This is a genomic window from Centipeda periodontii DSM 2778, assembly GCF_000213975.1.
Lineage (GTDB): Bacteria > Bacillota > Negativicutes > Selenomonadales > Selenomonadaceae > Centipeda > Centipeda periodontii.
Genome location: NZ_GL892076.1, coordinates 822,814 through 846,656 on the forward strand (window position 1 = coordinate 822,814; position 23,843 = coordinate 846,656).

Genomic DNA, 23,843 nt, shown 5'->3' on the forward strand with positions numbered 1-23,843 from the left:
ACTGATAAATTCAGCGCCTCCATTTTATCAGTGATTTCCTAAGAACGCTTCTTACGATGCTTTTTTCATATTTGTTTTTCGCTCATGCTCTGATAGAGCCTCAAAATCGGCAGCCGTTAGAGGAATCTCTGTGCCTCTTTCCCAGAGTTCTCCTTCTGAGCAGTCGAGTTCCTCCGTCCATGAGATGCCATAGCCGCCGGGTTCGACACTGACCATTTGGAATATCGCAGGATCACGCAGCAACTCGAATTCGGGACATTCGGCGATGAAATCCGCGACATCAAATAGTTTGCTCACGTCATTTTCGAAGAAAACAAGAAGACGCAGGTTTGCGAGAGGGATGACCTTTGTGACTTTAATTGACAGCATGGGCATCATCTCCTTTTATCATAGGACTGGAAACTATTTCAGTGGAGGAAGTTTTTTCAGTTGTTTTGTGTCCCACATTTTTTGAAGCTCCTCGGACAATGGCTTGCCCCACTCCTGAACCAGTTTGACTGCTGTTGCAGGAAGATCCCCCTCGATCATCTGCATATCTTTGATGGAGAACAGCCCGTTGTGCTCGCCGTAGATCGCGTGAATGTGAGGTGGATTGTGTTCGTTCCGAAAGAAAATCTTAATGATAATTCCATAGAACCTTGTAATTTCCGGCATTTATGTCACCTCCACTATATGTATTTTATCAGACAGTGCTAAGTATGACAATCGTTATATGACACGTTGTTTTCCCCAATCGGGATATTTCAACTCTTTTCCATCAAAATGATTGACAAAACAGCATGAAAGGTCATCAATAGAATTGCTGATAAAATGAAGCCCCTCAGATTGGCGTAGATTTTTTCGTCCGATTGAGGCACAGCAAACTGGACGCAGAGTAGTGCTCTGTAGAGGATTTGCCGACGAAGTGCGGGCAAAAAAGATGCGCCAAGATGATGGGACTGAATTTATCAGTGCTTCCTATAACAAATAATTTATTTGAAAAAAAAGAGGAGAACTGATACAATGAGAGGACCTGTCAATACAAATTCATGGCATTGATCGCGGCAAGCACGGATAAGCTCAGTTGCGCTATCGTGGCGTATTTTCCGCGTTCGAGGAGGAAATGGTTTTGAAGAATAGGGGACGTTGTGCCAAACGCCTTGTACGGGCGTTGGCTTTTACTGCTACAATCGGACTTTTTGCGGGAACAGTGTCGGCAGAGACGATGCAGGTGGATCTGATGCGTTCGGTGCAGATGGCACTTGAGAACAACCGCACGATTAAGCAATCATTGACGGATGTGGATGCGGCACACGCCTCACTCGCGCAGGCAAACCGTTCGATGGGACCGACGCTGACGTGGTCGGCAACGGCGAACCGCGTTGGCGGCAAGGCATATGAGGGGTCCGGCGTCAAGTACAACTACGGCAATACGGGCACGATTTCGATGCCCGTCTATAATGCTGCGCTGAATGCACGGCGGAAGGCGGCGCGCTATGGACTGAATGCGGCGGACTTTGCGCTCGAGCAGACGAAGCAATCGATCCGCCTGACGGCGACGATGGACTATTTCAATATTCTGCAGGCACGCAATCTGGTGAAGGTACGCGAGGATACAGTGGCGACGCTACAGACCCATCTCGCGGATGTGAACGCACAGTTCAGCGTTGGTACGGTGGCGCGTGCGGATGTGCTCGCCTCGGAGGTGGAGCTTGCGAACGCACAGCAGAATCTGACGACGGCGCGGAACAACTATGAGGTCGCAGTGGCAACGCTGAACAATGTGATCGGCGTGCCGACGGATACGATGCTCACGATCAACGATGAGCTGCGCTATACGGGCTACGAGCTCTCGCTCGATGACTGTACGGACTATGGGCTCCTCTACCGCGCGGATGGTGCGGCGGCGGTCTATGCCGTAAAGCAGGCGGAGGAGAGCGTGCGTACGGCAAAGGCGGGCGATCATCCGACCGTGAATGCGGCGGCGACGCGCTCGATTGCGGGCGAGCATCCTTTTGGGAGTGACCACGCGAGTAGCGATACATGGGCAGTAGGCGTCAGTGCCTCGTGGAACATCTTCGATAACGGTGTGACGGCGGCGCAGGTCGATGCGGCAAAGGCGACGCTCCGCAAGGCGGAGGAAGCCCTCGCGGCAGCGGACGAGAAGATCCGCCTTGATGTGCGCACCGCATATCTGAATCTGCGTGCGGCAGAGCAAAATATCAAGACGACGGAAACGGCGGTCAAGCAGGCGGAAGAGGACTATCATATTGCCCGCGTTCGCTACAATGCGGGCGTCGGGACGAATCTCGAAGTGATGCGCGCGTCGGATAATCTGACGACGGCACGTATGAACTATTCGACGGCTCTTTATACCTACAACACAGGCAAGGCGAGTCTCGACAACGCAATGGGTGTACCGGTTGATCTCGATGCTGTGCGCTATCGCGCAGCCGAGGAGGAGGGTAAACGTGCCCCCGATGCACGTGCCGCGGCCCAGCTGCACGATGATGCTCTCTTTGAGACGCCGAAGGAGGCAGAGGTGCGCTCTGTTCCTGTGCGCGCACCGATGGAGGCCGCGATGGCTGCGGCAGCGCGCGTGCAGGCGGCAAACGCTTCCTACGAAGCCGAGATGAACAAATAAGAGGTTTTTATGAGACGGAGAGCGTATGTCGGGATTGCGGCGTTGGTTGCAGTCATCCTCTGCGCGGCGGTCCTCATTCATATTGTGCGCGCTCAGACCTTCATGACCGAGGTTGGCCGGATGGCAGAGAGTCTCATGGCGCAGAAGCTGGGGACGACTGTGCACATCGGTTCGGTGGAGATCCGTTCTCTGCATGAACTGAAACTTGACGATATTGTAATCTATGATAAGCAGGCGGAGGCTGTGCTCCGTGCCGATGAGGCACGGGTAACGCTTCGTCTGCTTTCTTTGCTTTTAACGCCGGAAACCTCGATTAATGAAATTTCACTTACGGGTGCACATGCGCATATTGTGCGGCGTGCGGACGGTTCATGGAACTACGGGGATATTGGCGCAGATGATACGACGCCGAGTACGTTCGAGGGGCGTTTTCGTCTCGCCGATGCGACGGCGACGATCGATAGCGATGGCATACGGTATGAACTGGACGGGATTACGGGAACGGTCAATGTGGATCGCAGTGATGTATCCTATGATCTCACAGGTGCACTTATGGACGTTCCCCTGTGTGTGCGCGGCACCTATGTCGGAGGGACGCAGGAGCTCTATTTGTCGTCCAATGCTGCGGAAATGACTCCGCTTTTAGAACTACTCCCAGAGGGAACCCTGTCGGAGGATGTGCACATTCATCGCGTCCGAGCGGATCATGTGGGGATGCATCTGCGCCGTGTCGATGGTGTGCTTACGCTCGATGGACGTGCAGATGGTGTAAGCGGCACGGCAGAGCTCTACGGCACGGAGACACAGGTGACAAGCACCGCGCTCACGTTCGACGAACGCGCACTCTTTCTCGCGGCAACGGCGGAGGCAGAGGGGCAGACGGCACGTGTTGACGGGACAATCCGTTTCGATACGGATGCGCCCTATCTCGACCTTACGGTGCGTGCGAAGGATTTCGCTGTCGACCGCATTTTAACGGACAGCCCCTACGCGGGTGCCGTGACGGCAGAGATCCGCGTGACGGGAACGCTCGTTGCGCTCATGGCGACGGGACACCTTACGGCCGCAGAGGGGGCTGTGAATGATGTGTCCTTCCAAAATGCGGCGGCAGATGTTTCGTATGCGGACGGCGCGATTTCATTTCAGAACCTGACGGGGGAACTTTTTGGCGGTACGCTTTCGGGTGCGGGCATTTTCAATACGGAAAGCAAATCCTATACGGCACATCTTACCGCCGACGGCATTGCGCTTGCGGGGCTGCGCGCGGCAGATATGCCCCTGCCGGATGGTGTGGACGGCAGCCTGCACGCCGACCTCGGCATCAGCGGGCAGGGGGCGGAGAAGTCTGCTCTTACGGTCTACGGCAGTGCGGAGGTGACGGACGGTTCCTACCGCAATATTCCCGTGGAGCGTGCGAGCGCGTCCTTTATGCTGCGTGAAAATGATGTGACGATTGACTTTCTCAGCTTGAACCTCGCGAATGATTCGGATCTTGGCGTCGAGGGGCACATCATCGGCGGTTCCGCGCTCGATCTGCACCTTTATGGCGGGCATGTTGACCTCTCGCTGCTGAACGCGCTGGATGATCGCCTGAGCTTTTCGGGACTGGCGGATTTCAGCGGCGAAGTGCATGGAGATATCCATGACCCCTATGTGGAACTGAGCGTTTCGGCGACGAACGGTGATCTCATGTATCAGCCGTTTGACAGCCTGCTCTTCCGCGCGGACGGTTCGCTCTCTGGAGTCGGCATCTATGATTTCTCAATGGAGCGCGGCGGACGTGAGGTCTGGCTCGTGAATGGAACGATCGGCTTCACGGGGGAGCGGCGTATCGATCTGCAGATCGATACGATGGGCGCACGCATGGAGGATGTGGCGGCGCTTGTCGCGCCCGATCAGCCGATCACGGGCAACATTGACAACATCATCAAGTTCACGGGAACACTCGACAATCCCCACGCGGTCGGCTATGTGCACTTTTATCGCGGCAGCTACGCAGGGGCTATTCTCTCGGGTATGGACGGCGACTACTTCCTCGATGGCGGCATCATCCGCGTGCAGGTGTTCCACATCTATTCGCCGATGGTGGATATGGTGCTGAACGGCACAATCAATACACAGGGGCTGCTCGATTTCGACGCCGAGGTGCGTGATCTCGACATGAAGCGCTTCGAGCACAAGCTGCCCTACGAGGTCTCGGGACATGGTGTCTTTAACGGCAAGGTCGGGGGCACCATTTCTCATCCGATTTTCCGCGGGGAACTGAAGGCGGATACGATTACGATGAACGGCGTGGAACTCACGGAGATCCGCAGTTTCGCCCACTATGAAAACGGGATCATCGAGCTTGAGAATACGGGATTCCGTCAGGGGACGGACGGCTCTGTGACGGCGCGTCTGCACTATGATACCGAGACGCGGGCGCTGCGCGGCACAATGGACATCACGCAGATGGATGTGGGGGCGCTCCTTGCACTTGCGAACCAAAAAGAGGACCGCGTTGCCGGAAAGATCACGAGCAAGGTGCAGCTCGGCGGCTCTCTCGACAACCCGTCCGTTGCGCTGACGGGTGAGATCGCGGAGGGCACGCTTGCCTCCTATCCGATCAGCAATGTCAAAATTGATGTGGCGCTTGCGGATCGCGTGCTGACCGTGCGTACCCTTGCGGGGAAACAGGGATCGGGCGCATTCACCGTGTCCGGTACAATGGACTTCAATGGCATGGCGAATGTGGAGATTGCGGCGTCGGATATTGCGATCGGTCTCTTTACGCGTTTTGCGAATGTCACGGAAGAGGTGACGGGGACGGCAACGCTGACGGCGCATATTGGCGGTTATACGCAGAACCCGGAGGCAGACCTGCATCTCGTGGCGAAGGATGGCGGTATGCACGGCAACTCCTTCGATGAAATGCTGGTTGAGGCGCAGCTGCGCAATTCGGTCATTCATCTGAAACAGTTCATCGTGACGAAGTATGTTGATGGGACGCGGTATATGGCGAGTGCCCACGGGACGCTCCCGCTGCGTGCGCTTACGGCGAAGCGCAGTGAGAACCTGAGTGCTTATGAGGAGATTGATCTGACGATTGCCCTCGACAACGCCGATCTCTCGCTGCTGCCGGTCTTTTCCAATCATGTGGAGTGGGCGATGGGGCCCACGGAGGGCACGCTGAAACTCCACGGGACGCTCGCAGCGCCGCGCCTTGATGGAACGGTGCGTGTCACGGGCGGTGCGCTGAAGGTCAAGTACCTTGAAAATCCGGTGACGGATATGGAGCTTCGGATCGATGCGCTCGGGGACCGCGTTGTCGTACGCTCCTGCACGGGGCACATGGGTGCCGGCACCTACATGATGACGGGGCATATGGATCTCAGCGGCATGGAGCTGACAGAGTATGACTTTACCCTTGTGATGAATGAGCTGGCAATCAAGACCTCCTTCTTTGACGGGCCTTTGAGCGGGTCGCTGCATCTTACGGAGGATGAGTACTGGGGCGAGAAGCTGCCAAAACTCTCGGGGACGATCGATATTGATCGCGCGCTCGTCTCCATTCCGTCGATTCCGGAGACGAGTGAGGAGCTTCCGCACATCATTCTGGATGTGGGGGTGACCGTGGCTCGCCATGTCCATTTCTTCAGTCCGAATTTCTATGATATACACCCATCGGGCTATGTGCATTTCGGCGGCACGACGCGTCACCCGCACACAACGGGGTCCATCGGCGTGCGGCGCGGTGACACGGTGAGCTATCTCAGAACGGTGTTCAAGATCCGTGAGGGGACGGCGACGTTCAATCAGCCCGAGTCGTTCCTGCCCGAGATTGCGTTCTATGCCGAGGCACGGCTCACGCATACGCGCGTCTACCTCGCGGCAAACGGACCGCTCGATCACATGGATTTCCGTCTCTTCTCCAGTCCTGAGATGTCGGAGGAGGAGATCATCCGTATGCTCACGCTGCGCAACGCCTATCGAAATGGCGAGGGCGGCATCACGGCAGCGGATGTGCTGTCGATCGGTCTTCAGATGAGCATTCTCTCGGAGGTGGAGGACTCGGTGAAGAACTTCCTCCATCTCGATGTGCTGCGCCTCTCGAGCGGGAGCGGATCGCTCTTTGAAACGAAGGACGATGAGGAGATCAAGAAGAACGAGAATGAATACAATATTGAGATTGGAAAGTATTTCGGCGACCGCGTGCTCGTGCGCTATGTTCAGGGGCTTGGTGCGGCGTCGGACAAGCACCGCTACGGCATACAGTACGATTTCAATGAGCGTTTTGGCATCTCGTATGACCGCGAGGGCTCCGATCAGCTGATCGGGATAGAGGCAAGAATACGGTTTTAGACATCATCGAAGGAGGTGTGCCCGTGTTTTCGGACTATGTAAAAAAACTTTCCGCTGTGCAGAAACTCACGCCGGAGGAGGAGCGGGAACTCTGGCGCGCCTATAAGGAATGCGGTGATGAGGGTGCGCGGCAGCGGATCATCGAGTCCTATCAGCCGCTGGTCTTTCGTGAGGTCATGCCTTACCGAACACTGACTGCCGTGATGGATGCGGTGCAGGAGGGGACGATCGGTCTGATCGAGGCGGTAGAGCGCTATGATCCCAAGCGCGGCGTGGCATTTAGCCTATATGCTGTGCACCGTGTACGCGGGCGCATTCTGGATTTTCTGCGTCGTGAGGGACAGGTTGATCTGCCTTGTCTTGAGGAAGAAACGGAGATGTGTGAGACGGCAAAGGAACTGCTTGTCGATGAGCGTCCCTCGGTGGCAGAACTTGCGGAGCACCATGCCCTCGTTGGTGTTTTGGGCGCTGCAATGGCACGCCTGCCCGCGCGGGAACGCATTGTACTCGAGGGCGTGACGATCGGCGGAACGCGTGCGCAGACGATGGCGGAGTCGCTTGGTGTGACACCGGCACAGATCTATCGCCTGCAAAAAAATGGGATTCGCCGCGTACGCGGTATGCTTTCGCGTTTTATGCAGCATTGGTAGTGTGATGACTTAAGGAAACTTTTATCAGCGATTCCTTAAGACCACGTTTTAACTTTAGCTTCTTGAATCCATACCATGGACTGTAGTATAATCTCGAAAGGAGGCAGGGCGATGAGTACGGATCGCAGAGAGCGTGCAAAATCCATACGTGCGGCACGTGATTGGCTCACGGGCGCGGAGCATGCACTTGCGGGTGAGGACGATCTTGCAGGAGATCTGAAGCTCATGCTTGCACGCGCAGAGCTCGCGCGCATTGCGGCAGATCGCCGTGCGCGCATCCGACGATGGACAGCGTTGATTCTGCCGCCGTTGGCTGCGGCAGGGATCTTGGCTTGGCTCATCTGGGAAAGCCCGCCTGTGAAGGAGCCCGTTGCTGCAGCGGTACAGCGGGAAGAGCCGCGCGTGGAAACGCCTCTCCCCCTACCGGAGGAATCGGCGCCTGCAGTGCAGGCAACGACGGAGCCGATGGAGCATCCAACAGCGCCTCCGGCAGTGCCGCAGACGATGCCCGAACGTACCGAAGCCGCCGCTGCGGCGCCCGCGCCAGCACAGGCGGACACAACGCTGCCCGCACGTCCTCAGATGCCGAATGTTGATCTGCAGCGTCTGATGCAAGTTGGCGGCAAGATTTTAAGAGAGTAGTCGATCTGCCCCCCGCATTATGCGGGGGGGTTGAAACGCGCCGTTCGGCGCATATGTCTGGGAGGTTTCGCCTTTGAACAGCAAGAAATATCAGAGACTCATACGTGTGGTTGCCCTTGGCGTGGGCGTATCCGCTCTCACTCTGCCGCATGCCTTTGCCGCAGAGAAGAGCACTGCCGCACAGACAGCGGCTGCCGGGAATACGTCTGCGGCTGCGGTGACGGATGCACCCGTTCTGAGTGATGCGCCGACGATGTCTGCCGCAAGTGATTCGATGAATGCCCCTCTCGCGGATGCACCGGCACTGACGAGTGCATCCGTGCCCACCACATCGGATGAGCGTGCCGCCGCATGGGCGGCAAAGCGTCCCGCTGAGGATGAGATTTCCAACTATCTTGCGTCACAAATTGGCAAGACGGTCGTGGAGATCAACTTCAGCGGTGCAACGAAGGCAACCGAGCCGATCGCGCGCGCAGCCCTTGCCATGCATGTAGGCGATGCCATATCGGAGGAAGGTCTCGTGAAGGATCGCGATGCGATCTACGCAACGGGCTATTTCTACGATCTCTATCCAACGTTTGAGCAGGTGCCCGAGGGCGTTGTCCTGACCTACAACGTGCTCGAGAATCCGGAGCTCAAGGAAGTGAAGATCGAGGGCAATACGGTCGAGTCGACGGAAGCGCTGATGGAGCTTGTCACGGTCAAGAACGGTGAGCTGCTCAACTCCCGTACGCTGCAGGAAAATGTGCAGGCGATTCAGGAGAAATACCGCGCGGACGGCTACATCCTCGCGAAGATCACCGATCTCAACATCGCGCAGGACGGCACACTCACGATCAAGATCAGCGAGGGCGTGCTTGAGAGCTATAAGGTCAAGGGCAACAAGAAAACGAAGGACCATGTCATCCTCCGTGAGATGCGCCAGAAGCCGGGTGAGCCGTTCAACGCGAATCAGGCACGTCGCAGCATGCAGCGCGTCTACAACCTCGGCTTCTTCGAGGATGTCAATGTCAAGATGAACCCCGGCGTCGAGCCGAATGCGGTCGTCATGGAGATCGATGTCAAGGAGAAGCGGACGGGATCGTTCGGCATTGGCGCGGGCTACTCCAGCTCGGACGGCATGGTCGGTATGGTCAGCGTCAGTGATACGAATTTCCGCGGCATGGGCGACACGATCAGCCTCAGCTACGAGATGAGCGGTGATGATACGGATGCACGCGGCTACACGTTCATGTATCGCCGCCCGTGGCTCGATAAAAAAGAGACGGCGGGAACACTCCGCGTCTACAACCGCACGTATGAATACGATGATTACGATGAAAACGGCAACCACAAGGAGTCGTTCATGCGTAAATATGCGGGGGGCGAGATCACGATCAGCCGTCCCATGAGCGAGTATTCGACGAATTTTGTCACGCTGAGAAATCGTGATGATAAATACGTTAAGCATACAGAGTCTGGCAATGCGGGGAACCGCAGCGGGAACACCGCATGGATCAAGAATAATTTTGGCACAACGCGCAGCATTACGCTCGAGCATGTGACAGATACACGCGATAATATCTATGAACCGACAACGGGCGCACGTGCCTCCCTCTCGGCAGAGTTCGCGGGTCTTGGTGGAGACTTCTCCTATCAGAAGTATACGGCGGGCGACGCGCACTATCTGAAAGCAGGGCGTTCCCAAGTCTTTGTTCTGCGCGCTCAGTACGGGATCAGTAAGGGGACGATGTCGGAGTACAGCCAGTTCCGTGTCGGCGGTCAGGATACGATCCGCGGCTACCGTGAGGATCAGTTCCGCGGCACGCGCATGGCGCTTCTCTCCGCCGAATATCGCTTCCCGATTGTGTCCAAGGTGACCGGTGCGCTCTTTGCGGATTACGGCGGAGCGTGGTCGAGCGGATTCATGCCGGAGAATCTCCACGCGAGCGTGGGCGTCGGACTCGGTCTCAACACGCCGATCGGTCCGCTGCGCCTTGACTACGGACGCGGTTCGCAGGGCGGGCGCGTGCACTTCCGCGTCGGCGGAACGTTCTGATGAGGCGGGTCTGCGCGCCTGTGCGCGTGTGGACTGCCGTTCTTCTCTTTCTTGCAGGATGGGGGCTCTTTGCCCCCGCATATGCCGCAGAGGACTCCCGCGTGGAGGAGACTGCGGCTATTGTCATGGGCAATGAGCCGATTCCACCCATTGTGCGTGCGCGCATGGAGCGCACCGTAGCGGCCATCGCAGCGGAACGCATGGAGGGGCGGCGGGTAGCGGCGATCTCGCCGGCAGAGGAGTCGGAGCTCATCGGTGCGGTCTTTGATCGGCTGCTCGTCGGCTATACCGTGACAGGCGTCGAGGTGCGTCCAGCGCAGCGCACAGAGGTCGAGATTCACCTCGCTCCATGGGCAGATACGATTCGAGATGTCCGTGTAGAAACAACAGTCGAGGGAATGCCCCCTGCCGTGGAGGAACTTGTGCGTGTCGATCTTGCAGGTGTCAATACAGTCTTTTCGGATGCGCTCGTGGGTCTGCCCGTCGCTGCGACGGACTGGGCAGCGGGCGCACTGAAGGGGCGGCTGACATCGTATATGGACGAGCATCTGCCGGAGTTCCGCGCGGACTACGATATCGATGTGGATGCAGAGGCACGGGTGCGGCTCACCGTCTATCCGCGCCTGCCCGTCGTGCGTACGGTTGATCTATCCATGCGCTCGGACACGATTCCGAATGTCACCCTGCTCACGCGCCGAAAGGCGATGGAGAGCGAGGTCAGCCACCTTGTGGGAGTACCTGTGTCCTTTGTCGCACGGCATCGTGCCGCATTCGAGCAGCAGCTCGCGAGGGAGCTCGACAGCGTGCATGATTTTCGCCGCCTTCATCTTACATCGCATGTGACAATCACCCCGGGGGAGCGCATGGCGGTCATGAGCCGCACGGATACGACACGCTATCGCCTGCGTCTGACAGGGTGGCTCGATATCGGGCGCACGGCGGAGAATCGCGATGGGGAGCGGCGTGATCTGCATGTGCGCCTGCATGCGGGGCAGATGATGAGCGCACGCGATGAGTTCTATGTGGAGACCGATGTCGCGCCCGAAGATGTCCGCTTCGATTGGCGCGTGGGCTATGCGCGCGCACTCCTTCCGCGCCTCGCGGGAGATCTGCGCTATGATCTGCGCGATGCGCGGTTCTCCGTCGCCGGTACTTATGAAATACATCCGCGTTGGCTCGTTCGCTATGAGCAGTGGACGGACACGGGCGCGTGGGAATGGGAGCTGCGCTACAAGCTGCACGATTTCTTGAGCATTGCGGGTCTTGTGGACGGGCATGATCGTTGGGTTCGCCTGATTGGCAATTTCTAGAAAGAGAGGGGGCGAAACGGTGAAGAGAATTTCGATTGTGGTTCCGGTTTATAATGAAGAGGAGAATATAGAGCACTTCGTGCTGAGCGTCGAAGCGGTGATGGAAAAGCTCCCCTATGCCTACGAGATCCTCTTCATCGATGACGGCTCCCGCGACCGCAGCCGTGAGATTCTGCGGGAACTTGGGAAGGGGGATACGCATGTGCAGTCGATCTTCCTTGCACGCAATTCGGGACATCAGCTGGCACTGACCTGCGGAACGGATCATGCGGACGGCGATGCGGTCATCACGATGGACGGCGATATGCAGCATCCGCCGGAACTGCTGCCCGTGCTGCTCGCACAGTGGGAGGCGGGCTGTGATATCGTTCAGACGGTACGCCTCACGACGGAGGGCGTTTCTCTCTTCAAACGGCTCACTTCGAAATACTACTACCGCCTGCTCAATGCCATGACCGATGTGGAGATCCAGGAGGGCGGATCAGATTTCCGCCTGATGGATCGGAAGGCAGTGCTTGCGCTGCGCAGATATCGTGAGCACGCGCGTTTTATTCGCGGCATCGTGGGTGCCATGGGCTTTCGCAAGACGACCGTGGAGTTCGTGGCGCACGAACGCTTTGCGGGCCGCTCGAAATTCTCCCTGCACAAGATGATCTCGTTTGCGCTCGACGGCATCCTTGCGTATTCCGTGCAGCCGCTGCGCGCAGCATTTTATGTCGGCGTTTTCTCAGCGCTGCTCGCGGTACTGATCTTCCTTCACGTTCTCTATGAGACACTCAGCGGAGAGACCGTGCCCGGATGGTCGACCATTGTCGTGTGCGGCCTCTTCTTCGGCGGCATGCAGATGATGATGCTCGGCATCTGCGGTGAGTACATTGCGCGCATCTTGCAAGAGGTGAAAAATCGTCCGCTCTACCTGATCGCATACGACAATCGACATGCGCGGAAAGAGCCGAAGGAGGAACGTGATGAATGAGCGACTTACGAGCGGCGTGACCATTCTGTGCCTTGTCGTGCTGTATTTTTGGGGGAATGGAGCGCTTGCCGTAACGGCGCCCGTCGAGGTGAACTATGCACAGACTGCGAAGGAGATGCTGACGGCGGGGGACTGGTTCTCCCCGCAGATCTATGGGAACTATTGGTACGATAAGCCGATTTTCTTCTACTGGGAGCTGATCGCGGCGTTCTCCATGTTCGGTGTGACGGACTTCGCCGCGCGCTTTTTCCCCGCACTCTTCGCCGCGGCGGGACTTCTTCTGACCTATGCCTTTGCGCGGCGGCTCTACGATGAGCGGACGGCGTTCTGGGCGACGATCATTCTCGGGACGGGTGTGCTCTACTCGATCCTTGCAAAACTCATCCTCACGGATATGAGTCTTTTCGTCTTCTTCGGCGGAACACTCGGGGCGTTCTTCCTCGGGTATCATGAGCGGCAGAAAAAATACTTCTACATCGCCTATGTCTGTGCAGGGTTGGGCGTCCTCACGAAGGGACCGGTCGGATTCCTGCTGCCGGGGCTGGTCATTCTCGTATTCCTTCTCGTTCAGCGTGACCTCTCTGCGCTCGGGCGCATAGCGCTTCCGAAGGGGATGCTCGTCTTTGCGGCGGTCTGCGCGCCGTGGTACGTCTATATGTATCTTGCGCATGGCTCGGATTTCATCAATACATTTCTCGGGATTCACAACGTCCTGCGCGCAACGGTATCCGAGCACGCGCAGTGGGATGTCTGGTACTTCTACCTTGGCATCTACTTTCTCGGGATGTTCCCGTGGAGTTTTGCTCTGCCGCTCGCGCTCTATCGTGCGTGGCGCATTCGTCCCGTGATCGACGTGCGCACACAGTTTCTGCTCGTATGGGCGATTGTCGTACCCGTCTTTTTTCAATGTATGGCAACAAAGTATCCGACGTACAGTTTCCCCGCATTCCTGCCGACAGCAGTTTTGACGGCGCGCCTTCTTGTGCATTATCCGCGCATGCTGAAAGGGGCGGCAATCCTTGGCGTGGGACTCTATCTCACGGTTGTCTTTGTCGTGACGAACTACTCCGAGCGTGACGGACACTTCAGCGGGAAGGGGGCGGCAGCGATCCTCTCTCAATCGATGCACGCGGATGATCTGCTCGTCTGTTACGGCGATTATACGGCGACAGTGCCCTACTATACGGGGCATACGATGTATGCGCTCGCGACACGTGAGGAGATCGCCGCGCGCGCACCGAAGGAGATGAGCTGGAACAGCAAGAATGTCATGCCGTTCCTGCCCATCGATGAACTGCCCGCAGACAGGACGGTCTATCTCGTTGTGGAGCGCCATGCGTTCGACGTGTTCGAGGTGAACTTTGCGGGGCAGGGCTGGGAAGAGCTCGGTGCACTGCCGACAGAAGGGCGCACGAAGCTGCGCCTCTACCGACGTGCGGCGGCGACGCCGTGAAAAATCTTCTTCTGTTTTCCTTGAATGAATCAAGGGAATGGTGTATGATAGAGGCGGTATATTAGGAGAGTTCATAAGAAAGAGGGATTATCATGAGGAAGGTCAGTAAGATTGCCCTTGTGGCAGCAGCGTTTGCAGCGTCGTCGATGCTCATCGCGGGCTGCGGTGCAAAGACAGCGGATCGTGCACCGGCCCCGGGCGCATTGCAGAGCGGGGGCGATCCGCAGAATGTCATCACGAAGGAGAATTTCGACACCCTTTCGTCGAACCTGAGTCTCAGCGATCTGGAGGGGATGTACGGCAAAGCGACATTTCTTCAGCAGAGCATTGTGGACGGCATCTACAGCTCCACCTATCGCTTTCAGGACGGACCTAAGATTGTGGATGTAACCTTCACGCATGAGAATTGGCTGAACAATCCGCTCAGCTGCCCCCGAATCGCAAGCATGGAGTTTTCAGACATACCGCCGGTTGCGCAACGCGTTGTAAAATAATATTGAACTGAACGCTGCTCTTTGCTATAATAGGAGCGTTCGGTCAGCGGATCGACACGGTCTAACAGAAAAGGAGATTTTATTCATGATCAAATTGCAGCAGAAGCAGGTTAAGATTATCAGCATTCTGATCGCCGTTGTCTTTGTCGGCTCGGTGGTTGCGCTTGCGCTCACGCAGAGCGGCTCGGGCATTGTATCGGCGGCAACCTCATCCGTGGGTGTTGTGGACTATCGTCAGGTCGGCAGCCAGCATCCGCAGCTTGCAGCGGCAAACGCCGAAATGCAGAAGGCTTCGCAGGAAGCACAGGCGGATTTCGAGACGAAGTCGGCGAACATGAACGACCAGGAGAAGTCAGACTACTATCAGCAGACGATGCAGCGCCTCCAGCAGAAGAATGAAGAGCTGATGGAGCCGATCGAAAAGAGCATTCAGGACGCCGTCAAGAGCGTTGCGGAGAAGAAGGGGCTCTCGGTTGTTATCGAGAAGGGCGCTGTAGTCTACGGCGGTCAGGACATCACGCAGGATGTCGTCAAGCAGCTGAGCAAGTAATCGACAAGACATGCGCATATGTACCGGGCAGAGCGCTGCTCGGTACATTTTTATAAGCAGAGGAGGATCGGCTGTGCGAAAACTATGGCAGACACGGCGCAAGGAGATCCTTGCTGGCAGCATATGCGTTATCGCCCTCCTCGCCGTATTGTTTCTCAGACCCTCATCTGAGGTGCCGACGTCGGAGAGCGAGATCGGAACGATCCGGCTCGCGGAGGTACTTGCGGCACATCCCTCCTATGTACACCTGTGTGAGCTGCGTGCCGAGGAGCAGACGCTTACACTGCTCCTGCGTGATCTTCCAAAGCTGCCCAAAATTGAGCCGCCAAAGACAGACGAGGCTCCGTTTGAGGACTCCGTCTGGCAGAAGAATGCACAGACGGTCGTATCGACGCGTGTGGAACTCGAGCGTGAGCAGAAGCGCCTGACCGAGGTCTACCGCAAGCAGACAGAGGCAGACTATGAGGCACGCAGAAAGGCGATCGATGATGAATATCTCAACGCCATTCTGAACATCAACCTTAAAATTGACAATCAGCGCGCCATGCACGGCCCTGATGTCACGGCGGAGGAGCTTTCCCGTGAGCGTACCCGGTGGGAAGCCGAGCGCGAGGCATTAAAACTGGAGCGCGGCGAACGTCAGATGGCGCTTCACCGACAGTGGGAGGCAGAGATTCGCGCCCGTGTCGCCGCACGGATCGAGCCCAAGCAGGCGGCGTGGATGAAGCAGGCACAGGAGACGGTCGATGCGCAGAAAGCGGAAGCAGATCGACTGAAAAAAGAGGTGGAGGAGCGTAGCAGCGCAGAGATGGAGCGCGCACTTGCCGCGCAGGAAGGGGAGTCCGTACTTGCGCAGCGCGCCATGCGTCTTGCTGCTGTGCGCGCAGAGGCAGATGCGCTCGAGGCGGAGATCATGCGCGATGTACGCAGCCGTGCGGCGAAGCTCGCCATTCAGTACCATTTCTCTCTCGTGCTTGCGTCTCCCGAGGCAGACGGTGTGACACTTCTGCCGGAGACCGAACTCTTTGCCGTGCGGCGCTATGCACCGATCCTCAGCAATACGGCACGCGATGTGACGGCGGAGATGGTGCGCGAGATGCAGAGCATCGAAGGGAAGCCATGAGAAATGCGGCACCATTATTTTACCAGTGATTTCCCGTAACGAAAGGACTAATCTACAGATGAATTATTTCAGCAAGGCGGCTGCCGCCGTCCTTCTTACTTCGAGTCTGTTTGCTGCCGGCTGTGGTCAGGTGCACATCGGAACGCTCGATCGTGCACGTGTGCAGGAGGAGGCACCTGCAATCAAGGCCGTGGTCACCGAGGCAAATACAAAGCTCATGGAGGCACAGCAGGAAGCACAGGCGAAATTCGAGGCGAACCCGACGATGACTCAAGAGGAGGCGCAGCAGCTCCAGATGGAAACGCAGCGCAAGATGGCGGGACTCAATCAGATGTACAGCATTCAGCTTGAGCAGAAACTGAATGTCGCCGTGCAGGACATTGTCAAGGAGAAACAATTTGATATCGTCATGGACAGCTCCAAGACCTATCCGAGCGTGCTCACAGGCGGTACGGACATTACCGACGAAGTGATCCAAAAACTCCAATAAAGGGGCATGAAGCATGGAAAAGACAGTCAATGAGATTGCGGAGCTGATCGGCGGTACGGTCCGCGGGGACGGCAACCGTCTCATTCGCAGCCTTGCCTCTCTGGACGAGGCGGGGGCGGATGATCTCGCCTTTGCTGTTCCTCCGCATATCGAGGCGGCACGCGCAGGAGCAAAGGCGGGAGCACTCCTCCTGCCGCCGGGCACGGAGGGCTTTTCGTGTCCCGTCATCTATGTCGCAGAACCGAAGGCGGCGTTTGCCAAACTGTTGACGATCTTTACACCGCCGATTGAGCATACCGTCGGTGTCAGCGATGAGGCGTATATCGGAGCCGACGTCCGGATCGGCGCGGGCGTGACCATCCTGCCCTTTGCCTACATCGACGACCATGCCGTTCTCGGCGCGGGCGTGACCATCTATCCGCATGTCTATGTCGGGCAGTATAGTGAGATCGGTGATCATACCGTCATCTATCCGAATGCGACCGTGCGGGAGCATTGCCGCATCGGTGCGCGCTGCACGATTCACAGCTCTGCCGTCATCGGTGCGGATGGGTTCGGCTTTACGACGGAGGCAGGTGTCCATACGAAGGTACCACAGGTCGGCGGTGTCGTCATCGAGGATGATGTGGAGATCGGCGCGCACGTCGGCATCGACCGTGCGACACTCGGTGCGACGGTCATCGGCAAGGGGACAAAGATCGACAACCTCGTGCATATCGGACATAACTGCAGTATCGGCGCAAACTGTCTGATCGTCGCACAGACGGGCATCTCCGGCTCCACAAAGGTGGGGCATAACGTCACCTTCGGCGGACAGGTCGGTACCGTCGGACATATCAATATCGGTGCGAACTCGGTCTACGCCGCACGCTCCGGCATCATCGCGGATATGCCCGAGGGCGTCTTCTGCGCAGGCTTTCCCGTGCAGCCGCACGCCGAGTGGCTGCGCGTACAGGCGGCAATCCGCCGCCTGCCTGAGATGGTGAAGAAGATCAAGACACTCGAAAAGGAAATCGAGGGTCTGCAAGGGAAAGACTGAGATGTTTTCCTACTATGCGGTAAAGCTTCTCAGCTGTCTGATCTGTCTTCTGCCGCACGGTGCCGCGATGATGCTTGGTCAGGGGCTGGCACGGCTCGCTTGGATCTTTGTGCCGAAAAAGCGCAAGACACTGGCGCGTGAGCAGGTCATGCGCTGCCTCTCTGTTTCGGCGGCAGAGGCGGAACGCATTGCGCGGGCGAGCAGCCTGCGCTTTGGTCCCATGTTGATGGAGGTCCTCCGTTTCCCCGTCATGAAGGGGCGTATGGATGACTATGTCACGATTACGGGAGCGATTGCTGAGGTACGCGCAGCAGTCGCTGCTGGCAAGGGGGCGATCTTTGCCACCTCACATAGCGGCAATTGGGAGCTCATGGGCGGCGCGTTCGCCTGTGCGGGACTCCCCATCGTCGGTGTGGCAAAGCGCCAGAGCGCAGCAGGAATGGACCGCTTCATCAACGAGTACCGCGCACTTGTCGGTATGCATATCACCTATCAGACGGGCGTGCGTGAGATGTTCCGTATGATCGATGCGGGGTGGATCATCGGACTCATCAGCGATCAGGATCCATCTCTGCGTGACGGCATCATCATCGATTTCTTCGGACAGCCGACGAACGCGTTCACGGGAGCGGCGGCGATCGCACGGCGCTGCGGCGTGCCGATCTTTCCCGTCTTTATCCATCGCGAGGAGAGCGGACATCATATCCTGACCGTTGAGCCGGGCATTATGGTTGAAAAGACGGATGACCGCACGGAGGATGTCCGTCGTGTAACGCAGACGATCAATACGCGCATCGAGCAATGGATCCGAAAATATCCCGAGGAGTGGTTCTGGCTGCATGACCGCTGGAAATCGCTGCGGGAGGAGTAATAATATATGCGCAGAGCAGATGTCCCCGATTGAATCAAGAAAATTCAATCGGGGACTTTTTATATCGCTTGCTCTTTCTTTTCTTTTCGGCTAAAATAGGAGTGTAACCTATATTAGCCGAAATAAGGAGTGAAGATGGGATACATCAAACGAAGCATGGAGGATGTTTTTCTCAGACTCAATGAAGAGTACCCTGCTGTTTTGCTGACCGGTCCTCGACAGGTTGGCAAGACAACCATGCTACAAAATCTGATTGCAGTGGAGGCGCGTAATCGGAATTACGTTTCCCTCGATGATCTGAATGAGCGTACACTCGCGAAATCAGATCCGGCGATGTTTTTCCAGCTGCATCAGCCCCCTGTTCTGATTGATGAAATACAGTATGCACCGGAGCTGTTCACCTATATCAAAATCCATGTGGACAAGTATCAGCGCGCCGGCGATGTTTGGATGACGGGTTCACATCTGTTCAAACTGATGGACGGCGTGCAGGAGTCGCTGGCGGGGCGTGTTGCCCTGCTTCACCTTTCGCCGCTTTCTCAACAAGAGATATATGGGCATCCGTTTGGAGCGTTTTGCCTGGATATGACCGCTCTTTCAGAGCGTCAGCGGGTCGTCGAGCCTGTCTCAGTCTCGGATGTCTTTCAGCGGCTGTTTTTGGGTGGGATGCCTGCGCTCGTCAGTAAAAAATACCAGGAACGGAATATTTTCTATGCGAGCTATATCTCCACATATTTGGAGCGCGATGTAAAGGCTTTATCGGGCGGCATAGATTCTCTGAAATTCTTGAATTTCATTACGGCGGTGGCTGCCAGAACAGCGCAGATGGTGAACTATAAGGGGATCGCAGATGACTGTGATATTGACCAGACCACGGCGAAGAGCTGGCTCCGCGTTTTAGAAACGCTGGGGATCATTTTCTATCTGCATCCGTATTCGAACAATGTACTCAAGCGTATGGTGAAGACACCAAAGTTATATTTCTACGACACAGGACTTTCCTGTTATCTTACGAAGTGGAGCAGTGCCGAAACTGTCATGAGCGGCGCGATGAACGGCGCTTTGTTGGAAAACTATGTGGTGAGCGAAATACAAAAGAGCTATCAGAATACAGGGCAAGAAGCCTATCTCTACTACTATCGAGATAAGGATGCAAGAGAGATCGACCTGATTATGGAAGGCGATGGGCAGCTGCATCCGCTTGAGATCAAGAAAACGGCTGCGCCGGAAAAGAAGATGATCCGCACGTTTTCTGCGATTGAAAAAGCACCTCTGCAGCGCGGCATGGGCGCAATACTCTGCCTTGCCGAAAAGCTCGGCGCATTTGATCGAGAGAATCTGATTGTTCCGATATCGCTCATTTGATGATGGAGAAAATTTGGCTCTACTCCAAAACTAGTGGAAAAGCTATTTTCAGAACAGGTGTCGCTAATTTCAATTTTCCTGCAACCAAGTAGATCATTGCGGCATAGCCTTCAAAGGTATGAAAACCTCCAGCGATTGGACAATCTTGAAAGGCACGCCCCGTCTTTTGGTACTGCATGGAAAGTTCTGTCATGTTTTCTGTACTCAGTCGTAGCGTATAAGGGGGGCGATCGATATCGTATCCGGTGCGGGCTTGGATGCAGTTGGCGTACTTCCCTCTGCTGTCGGAGGAACATCCTGCACGAGGGATGTGCGTGTGGCAATGCTGCCGAGGATGGCGCTCGCTACAGGAGTGTTCTCATCGCGCTTTTCTGCCGGTGCATTTGGCTGGTCAAGCGGTGTGAAGGTGACCGCGAGCGTGTCCCCCGTTCGAATGGGGCTTGTGAAGTCCGCCTTGTTCCCGTTTACGAGGATGGTGAAGGTGACGCGGCTCGTCGCAGGCGGCGGTGTAAACCCGACGGCAAACAGTGCCTCGCTCACATTCGCACTGCCTGTGCCCTTTTGATAGGCAATGACGGCGCCGTCCTCGACCACAGTGCCGGAGGATGCCTCACGTCCATTGATCGTAAGCGAGAATCCGGAGGCGGGCACCTGATGCTCCCTGCCCTCGTAGATGATCGTCACATAGGCAGATGCGTCAGAGAGGTTGAGGACGGATTCGACCGTCGGGATGGCGGTCTCCTCATACTCGATGACATCGCCCTCATGAAGCGTGGTGGAGAGGAGGGCGGGCGCCTCGTTGAGTGTGATCTGCGGTTGGGTGGAGAAGCGTCGCGCTTCGCCGTTGAGCGTATAGGAGATGCGCCGTCCCGTGGGGGGAAGACCTGCCGCACGCAGCACCTCGCCAAGGGTGCGTTCCCGCCGTGAGACAATCACATCGCCGTCACGCAGGATGGGGTCTCCCTCGGGAACACTCTCATTGATTAGAATGCTCGCGGTGACGGTGATCTCCTCTCCGTTGAGGATAACCGTATAGCCGTTAATTGTGCCGATGATATCACTGAGGTGCACCTCGGGTTGTATCCCGTTCTCGCCCGCGACGAGCCTGATCCGACAGTCATCGTGGATGGGCGAATCGAGGCTCGCAATCTTGTCGTCGATGGTGATCTGTGCGAGCGTGCCCATCGTACCGGGAAAGCTGCGTCGCTCCCCGTTTACCGTGATCATCAGTCCCATGCCGGGACGCCCGTTGTATTTGCGCAGACTGATGCCGGCGGCGAGCAAGGCATCGGAGACGTTCAGCTCGCGGAAGTTGAAGAGGCTGTATTCGATGTCATTGATCCAGACGGCGAGGAAATGCAGCGTGTTGATGGAGGCAATCTTGAGAATGCCAAGTGGTGTGACCGCATCGGGTGCGTGAAGATCTTCCGGAAGCTCTGCAATGCCGTCCACCTCGTTCGGCTGGCGCACGGCGACGCGTGCCTCAGGAATCCCGAGTGCCGTCGCCACGAGTTCCGGCATCATGGGTGTGAGCGAACCGCCGCCGACGAGCATGACTGCCTGCGGCGGCTCACCATTCAGCTCCAAGATTTGCTTTGCAATCGCATTCGCCAGATGTTCGATCCCAGGTCTTATGGCGGTGACGATTTGCTTGGCGGTCAGCGAGAGCTTCATGCCGAGAATGTCGGTGAAGGACACATCCTGACCGTCCGCCGCCTTGCGTTTGACATCCTCGGCGACGTTGAAGTCGAGCAGGTATTCGCGTGAGATCGCCTCCGTGATCTCATCGCCTGCCATCGGCACCATACCGTAGGCGATGACGGAGCCGTCCCGCGTGATGGCGACGTCCGAGGTGCCCGCGCCGATATCCACGAGGACGAGATTCAGATGGCGCATCGTAGGCGGGATAAGAACGTTGATGCCCGCGATCGGCTCGAGGGTGAGCGCGCGCATCTCAAGATGTGCTTCGCGCAGAGCCGACTGCATGGAGTCCACGACCTGACGCGGGAGGAAGGTCGCAATGACGGTTGCCTGTGCGTGTCTGCCGCGCTGACCGACGAGAGTCTTGAGTTCGTTGTCATCGAGCGTATAGCGGATCGTGCTGTAGCCGACGCAATAGTAGCGCGTCGGATCGTCGACCGTGTGCGAGTGCGCAAGCTTTCGCTGTGCCGCCTGCACGCCCGCAAAGTCGAGATCGCGCTGCTGTGCGGACGTGATGGTGCCCGTGATCTCCTGCTCCGCCTCGGCGGTCATCGTGTAGAGGGCGCGTCCCGCGGCAGCCACAGCAGCGCTCTGGAGTGCGCCCGTGCGCTCGGTGAGGCGGTGCTTGACCTCGCGGATGACGGCAGCAACCTGCGGCACATCGTGAATCTGTCCGTCGAGCATGGCGCGCGTCTTGTGCTCCATGCGCTCGGTCGCGAGAATGTGGAGCAGACCGTCCCGCTGCTCGGCAACGATGCCGATGACACTGCGCGTGCCGATATCGAGTGCAAAGACAAGCTCCGTGGGGCGCTCATGACGAGCAGTATGGTTTGACCCGGGCTCTCCCTTCTTGGGACGCCCGTGCCTTTTCGAACGTCCCCGTCTCTTTGCCACTGAGCCTGATGTCATTTCTTCGTTCGTTTTATCCAGATCCGGCATTTCGATCTCCTCTGATCCTGTGTCACCTACTGTATAACATTATATTTATTCGTGTCGTTTCAAAAAAATCCTGCCATTCCGTATGCACGAACTGCACATAAAAAGGTCAGAACGAAGCCGCCGCGCGGGCAGTTCCACTCTGACCACAAGAGAGGGGTCTGAAATGCCGTATGACTTATATGTCTATACCTGCGTAAAGCAGGTGGGTACCCTAAGTCCGACTCCTGCGTTCTCCGAAGGAGCATCACATTCACCGGAATCAATTCGGATTCCCTAAAAGATCTGTAGGTTAGACATTGCTAAGGCACACGCACATCTAAGGCTCACCTTCTTGTGCATTATGATAGCATAAAAAAAAGTAAGCCGCAAGACTTGACAAACAGAGGAATAACAATTTGCTGCACAATTTGAGAAGCACGGATCCGTGCAGCGTCCATCCGATGGACTTCATCTTGGCGGTTCCCATGAAATCTGTCTTTTCGGAAAACTACATCAAAATGTTTTCCCCCTCTTTTCCTATGGAAAATCCCGTGCTATAATGTAAAAGAGAATATGGAATTGTTGAACTACAGGGAAAGATGGTGCGATGAGATGGCAAATGTTCGTGACGCAGTGAATGCGGTCATCACCGCAATTATGGCGCAGAAGGATTATCTGACGGCGGTGGATGCCAAGACCGGAGATGGGGATCACGGTCTGAACATGGCGCGCGGATTTACAGCCGCGGAGGAACGCCTCGCAGAGATGCCCGCCGACGCGCCGGTTAAGGATGTGCTCCATCACATTGGGCGGGCATTCATCGAGAATGTCGGCGGCGCAGCGGGGCCTCTTTACGGTATCGCATTTGTGCGTGCCAGCGAAGCGGTGAACAATAAGACGCGCCTTGACGTGCACAGCTTCGATAAACTCTTTACCGCAGGAATTGACGCAATCCAGCGGCGCGGTCGTGCAGAGCGCGGCGACAAGACCATGCTCGATACACTCATTCCGATCCGCGACGCATTTCGCGCGGAGAATGCGGACGGCAAGAGTCTGCGCGAATGCCTTGAGGATGCCCTGAATGCGGGGCGTGCGGGCGCAGAGTACACGAAGACGATCGCGGCGCGTCGTGGGCGCGCGGCTCTCATCGGACCGCGCAGCATCGGCATCGAGGATCCGGGCGCGATGAGCTCGCTCATCATGTTCCGCGCACTGTGCAGCTATCTGCGCGGCTGACAATATTGGGATTTGGGGGAAAA

At 56.8% G+C, this 23,843-nt stretch carries 20 protein-coding genes and 1 other RNA gene; 16 read left to right on the forward strand and 5 right to left on the reverse strand.

Annotated elements, in window-relative coordinates; translation table 11 throughout:
- Nucleotides 1-51 precede the first annotated feature (51 nt).
- Nucleotides 52-369 carry a DUF2442 domain-containing protein gene (locus HMPREF9081_RS03665; RefSeq protein WP_154647286.1) on the reverse strand — a complete coding sequence of 106 codons (318 nt, stop codon included), beginning with the start codon at nucleotides 367-369 and terminating at the stop codon, nucleotides 52-54.
- Nucleotides 370-402: 33 nt separating this feature from the next.
- Complete coding sequence (locus tag HMPREF9081_RS03670; RefSeq protein WP_006305644.1) at nucleotides 403-654, reverse strand: DUF4160 domain-containing protein; 252 nt, start codon at nucleotides 652-654, stop codon at nucleotides 403-405.
- A gap of 448 nt (nucleotides 655-1,102) precedes the next feature.
- Here HMPREF9081_RS03670 and HMPREF9081_RS03675 point away from each other — a divergent pair, with 448 nt between their 5' ends.
- From HMPREF9081_RS03675 to HMPREF9081_RS03745, 15 genes are all read left to right on the forward strand, one after another.
- Nucleotides 1,103-2,623, forward strand: a complete 1,521-nt coding sequence (locus HMPREF9081_RS03675) for a TolC family protein (RefSeq protein ID WP_006305645.1) — start codon at nucleotides 1,103-1,105, stop codon at nucleotides 2,621-2,623.
- Between the two features lie 9 nt (nucleotides 2,624-2,632).
- Nucleotides 2,633-6,964 (forward strand): translocation/assembly module TamB domain-containing protein, encoded by a 4,332-nt coding sequence (locus HMPREF9081_RS03680; protein ID WP_006305646.1) that lies wholly within the window; start codon nucleotides 2,633-2,635, stop codon nucleotides 6,962-6,964.
- 23 nt (nucleotides 6,965-6,987) lie between these two features.
- The gene (locus HMPREF9081_RS03685; RefSeq protein ID WP_006305647.1) at nucleotides 6,988-7,614 is read left to right on the forward strand and encodes a sigma-70 family RNA polymerase sigma factor; all 627 of its coding nucleotides are present in this window, start codon (nucleotides 6,988-6,990) and stop codon (nucleotides 7,612-7,614) included.
- Between the two features lie 111 nt (nucleotides 7,615-7,725).
- Complete coding sequence (locus HMPREF9081_RS03690; RefSeq protein ID WP_040394418.1) at nucleotides 7,726-8,256, forward strand: hypothetical protein; 531 nt, start codon at nucleotides 7,726-7,728, stop codon at nucleotides 8,254-8,256.
- Nucleotides 8,257-8,329: 73 nt separating this feature from the next.
- Nucleotides 8,330-10,294, forward strand: coding sequence for a BamA/OMP85 family outer membrane protein (locus tag HMPREF9081_RS03695; protein WP_006305649.1), 1,965 nt, complete (start codon nucleotides 8,330-8,332; stop codon nucleotides 10,292-10,294).
- On the forward strand, nucleotides 10,294-11,604 hold the full coding sequence (locus HMPREF9081_RS03700) for a hypothetical protein (protein WP_006305650.1): 1,311 nt from the start codon (nucleotides 10,294-10,296) through the stop codon (nucleotides 11,602-11,604). Before HMPREF9081_RS03695 ends, HMPREF9081_RS03700 begins: the two co-directional genes overlap by 1 nt.
- A gap of 19 nt (nucleotides 11,605-11,623) precedes the next feature.
- Nucleotides 11,624-12,580, forward strand: a complete 957-nt coding sequence (locus HMPREF9081_RS03705) for a glycosyltransferase family 2 protein (RefSeq protein WP_006305651.1) — start codon at nucleotides 11,624-11,626, stop codon at nucleotides 12,578-12,580.
- Complete coding sequence (locus HMPREF9081_RS03710) at nucleotides 12,573-14,033, forward strand: ArnT family glycosyltransferase (protein WP_006305652.1); 1,461 nt, start codon at nucleotides 12,573-12,575, stop codon at nucleotides 14,031-14,033. The genes HMPREF9081_RS03705 and HMPREF9081_RS03710 overlap by 8 nt, the downstream gene beginning before the upstream one ends.
- Before the next feature lie 92 nt (nucleotides 14,034-14,125).
- Complete coding sequence (locus tag HMPREF9081_RS03715) at nucleotides 14,126-14,527, forward strand: hypothetical protein (RefSeq protein WP_006305653.1); 402 nt, start codon at nucleotides 14,126-14,128, stop codon at nucleotides 14,525-14,527.
- An 85-nt stretch (nucleotides 14,528-14,612) separates the two neighbouring features.
- Nucleotides 14,613-15,077, forward strand: coding sequence for an OmpH/Skp family outer membrane protein (locus tag HMPREF9081_RS03720; RefSeq protein ID WP_006305654.1), 465 nt, complete (start codon nucleotides 14,613-14,615; stop codon nucleotides 15,075-15,077).
- A 73-nt stretch (nucleotides 15,078-15,150) separates the two neighbouring features.
- Complete coding sequence (locus tag HMPREF9081_RS03725) at nucleotides 15,151-16,200, forward strand: KIAA2012 family protein (RefSeq protein ID WP_040394420.1); 1,050 nt, start codon at nucleotides 15,151-15,153, stop codon at nucleotides 16,198-16,200.
- A 58-nt stretch (nucleotides 16,201-16,258) separates the two neighbouring features.
- Entirely contained in the window at nucleotides 16,259-16,690 is a 432-nt protein-coding gene (locus tag HMPREF9081_RS03730; protein WP_006305656.1) for an OmpH/Skp family outer membrane protein, read from the forward strand.
- Between the two features lie 13 nt (nucleotides 16,691-16,703).
- Nucleotides 16,704-17,729, forward strand: coding sequence for a UDP-3-O-(3-hydroxymyristoyl)glucosamine N-acyltransferase (lpxD, locus tag HMPREF9081_RS03735; protein WP_006305657.1), 1,026 nt, complete (start codon nucleotides 16,704-16,706; stop codon nucleotides 17,727-17,729).
- A 1-nt stretch (nucleotide 17,730) separates the two neighbouring features.
- The gene (locus tag HMPREF9081_RS03740) at nucleotides 17,731-18,600 is read left to right on the forward strand and encodes a lysophospholipid acyltransferase family protein (RefSeq protein WP_006305658.1); all 870 of its coding nucleotides are present in this window, start codon (nucleotides 17,731-17,733) and stop codon (nucleotides 18,598-18,600) included.
- Nucleotides 18,601-18,735: 135 nt separating this feature from the next.
- Nucleotides 18,736-19,965 carry an ATP-binding protein gene (locus HMPREF9081_RS03745; protein ID WP_006305659.1) on the forward strand — a complete coding sequence of 410 codons (1,230 nt, stop codon included), beginning with the start codon at nucleotides 18,736-18,738 and terminating at the stop codon, nucleotides 19,963-19,965.
- Nucleotides 19,966-19,984: 19 nt separating this feature from the next.
- Here HMPREF9081_RS03745 and HMPREF9081_RS14075 read toward each other — a convergent pair whose 3' ends face one another.
- The 3 genes from HMPREF9081_RS14075 to ssrS form a co-directional block, all read right to left on the reverse strand.
- Nucleotides 19,985-20,158 carry a hypothetical protein gene (locus tag HMPREF9081_RS14075; protein WP_006305660.1) on the reverse strand — a complete coding sequence of 58 codons (174 nt, stop codon included), beginning with the start codon at nucleotides 20,156-20,158 and terminating at the stop codon, nucleotides 19,985-19,987.
- 11 nt (nucleotides 20,159-20,169) lie between these two features.
- Complete coding sequence (locus HMPREF9081_RS03750; RefSeq protein WP_006305661.1) at nucleotides 20,170-22,605, reverse strand: cell division protein FtsA; 2,436 nt, start codon at nucleotides 22,603-22,605, stop codon at nucleotides 20,170-20,172.
- Between the two features lie 151 nt (nucleotides 22,606-22,756).
- Nucleotides 22,757-22,932, reverse strand: a non-coding RNA gene (ssrS, locus tag HMPREF9081_RS13095) — 6S RNA.
- Nucleotides 22,933-23,196: 264 nt separating this feature from the next.
- Between ssrS and dhaL the strand changes: the two genes are divergently transcribed.
- Nucleotides 23,197-23,820, forward strand: a complete 624-nt coding sequence (gene dhaL / locus HMPREF9081_RS03755) for a dihydroxyacetone kinase subunit DhaL (RefSeq protein ID WP_040394423.1) — start codon at nucleotides 23,197-23,199, stop codon at nucleotides 23,818-23,820.
- Nucleotides 23,821-23,843 lie beyond the last annotated feature (23 nt).

Bases quoted from the DNA above. Each gene is read 5' to 3' on its own strand.
- HMPREF9081_RS03665 (WP_154647286.1), bottom strand. From the start codon at position 369: ATGCTGTCAATTAAAGTCACAAAGGTCATCCCTCTCGCAAACCTGCGT.
- HMPREF9081_RS03670 (WP_006305644.1), bottom strand. From the start codon at position 654: ATGCCGGAAATTACAAGGTTCTATGGAATTATCATTAAGATTTTCTTT.
- HMPREF9081_RS03675 (WP_006305645.1), top strand. From the start codon at position 1,103: ATGGTTTTGAAGAATAGGGGACGTTGTGCCAAACGCCTTGTACGGGCG.
- HMPREF9081_RS03680 (WP_006305646.1), top strand. From the start codon at position 2,633: ATGAGACGGAGAGCGTATGTCGGGATTGCGGCGTTGGTTGCAGTCATC.
- HMPREF9081_RS03690 (WP_040394418.1), top strand. From the start codon at position 7,726: ATGAGTACGGATCGCAGAGAGCGTGCAAAATCCATACGTGCGGCACGT.
- HMPREF9081_RS03700 (WP_006305650.1), top strand. From the start codon at position 10,294: ATGAGGCGGGTCTGCGCGCCTGTGCGCGTGTGGACTGCCGTTCTTCTC.
- HMPREF9081_RS03710 (WP_006305652.1), top strand. From the start codon at position 12,573: ATGAATGAGCGACTTACGAGCGGCGTGACCATTCTGTGCCTTGTCGTG.
- HMPREF9081_RS03715 (WP_006305653.1), top strand. From the start codon at position 14,126: ATGAGGAAGGTCAGTAAGATTGCCCTTGTGGCAGCAGCGTTTGCAGCG.
- HMPREF9081_RS03720 (WP_006305654.1), top strand. From the start codon at position 14,613: ATGATCAAATTGCAGCAGAAGCAGGTTAAGATTATCAGCATTCTGATC.
- HMPREF9081_RS03730 (WP_006305656.1), top strand. From the start codon at position 16,259: ATGAATTATTTCAGCAAGGCGGCTGCCGCCGTCCTTCTTACTTCGAGT.
- lpxD (WP_006305657.1), top strand. From the start codon at position 16,704: ATGGAAAAGACAGTCAATGAGATTGCGGAGCTGATCGGCGGTACGGTC.
- HMPREF9081_RS03740 (WP_006305658.1), top strand. From the start codon at position 17,731: ATGTTTTCCTACTATGCGGTAAAGCTTCTCAGCTGTCTGATCTGTCTT.
- HMPREF9081_RS03745 (WP_006305659.1), top strand. From the start codon at position 18,736: ATGGGATACATCAAACGAAGCATGGAGGATGTTTTTCTCAGACTCAAT.
- HMPREF9081_RS14075 (WP_006305660.1), bottom strand. From the start codon at position 20,158: ATGACAGAACTTTCCATGCAGTACCAAAAGACGGGGCGTGCCTTTCAA.
- HMPREF9081_RS03750 (WP_006305661.1), bottom strand. From the start codon at position 22,605: ATGCCGGATCTGGATAAAACGAACGAAGAAATGACATCAGGCTCAGTG.
- dhaL (WP_040394423.1), top strand. From the start codon at position 23,197: ATGGCAAATGTTCGTGACGCAGTGAATGCGGTCATCACCGCAATTATG.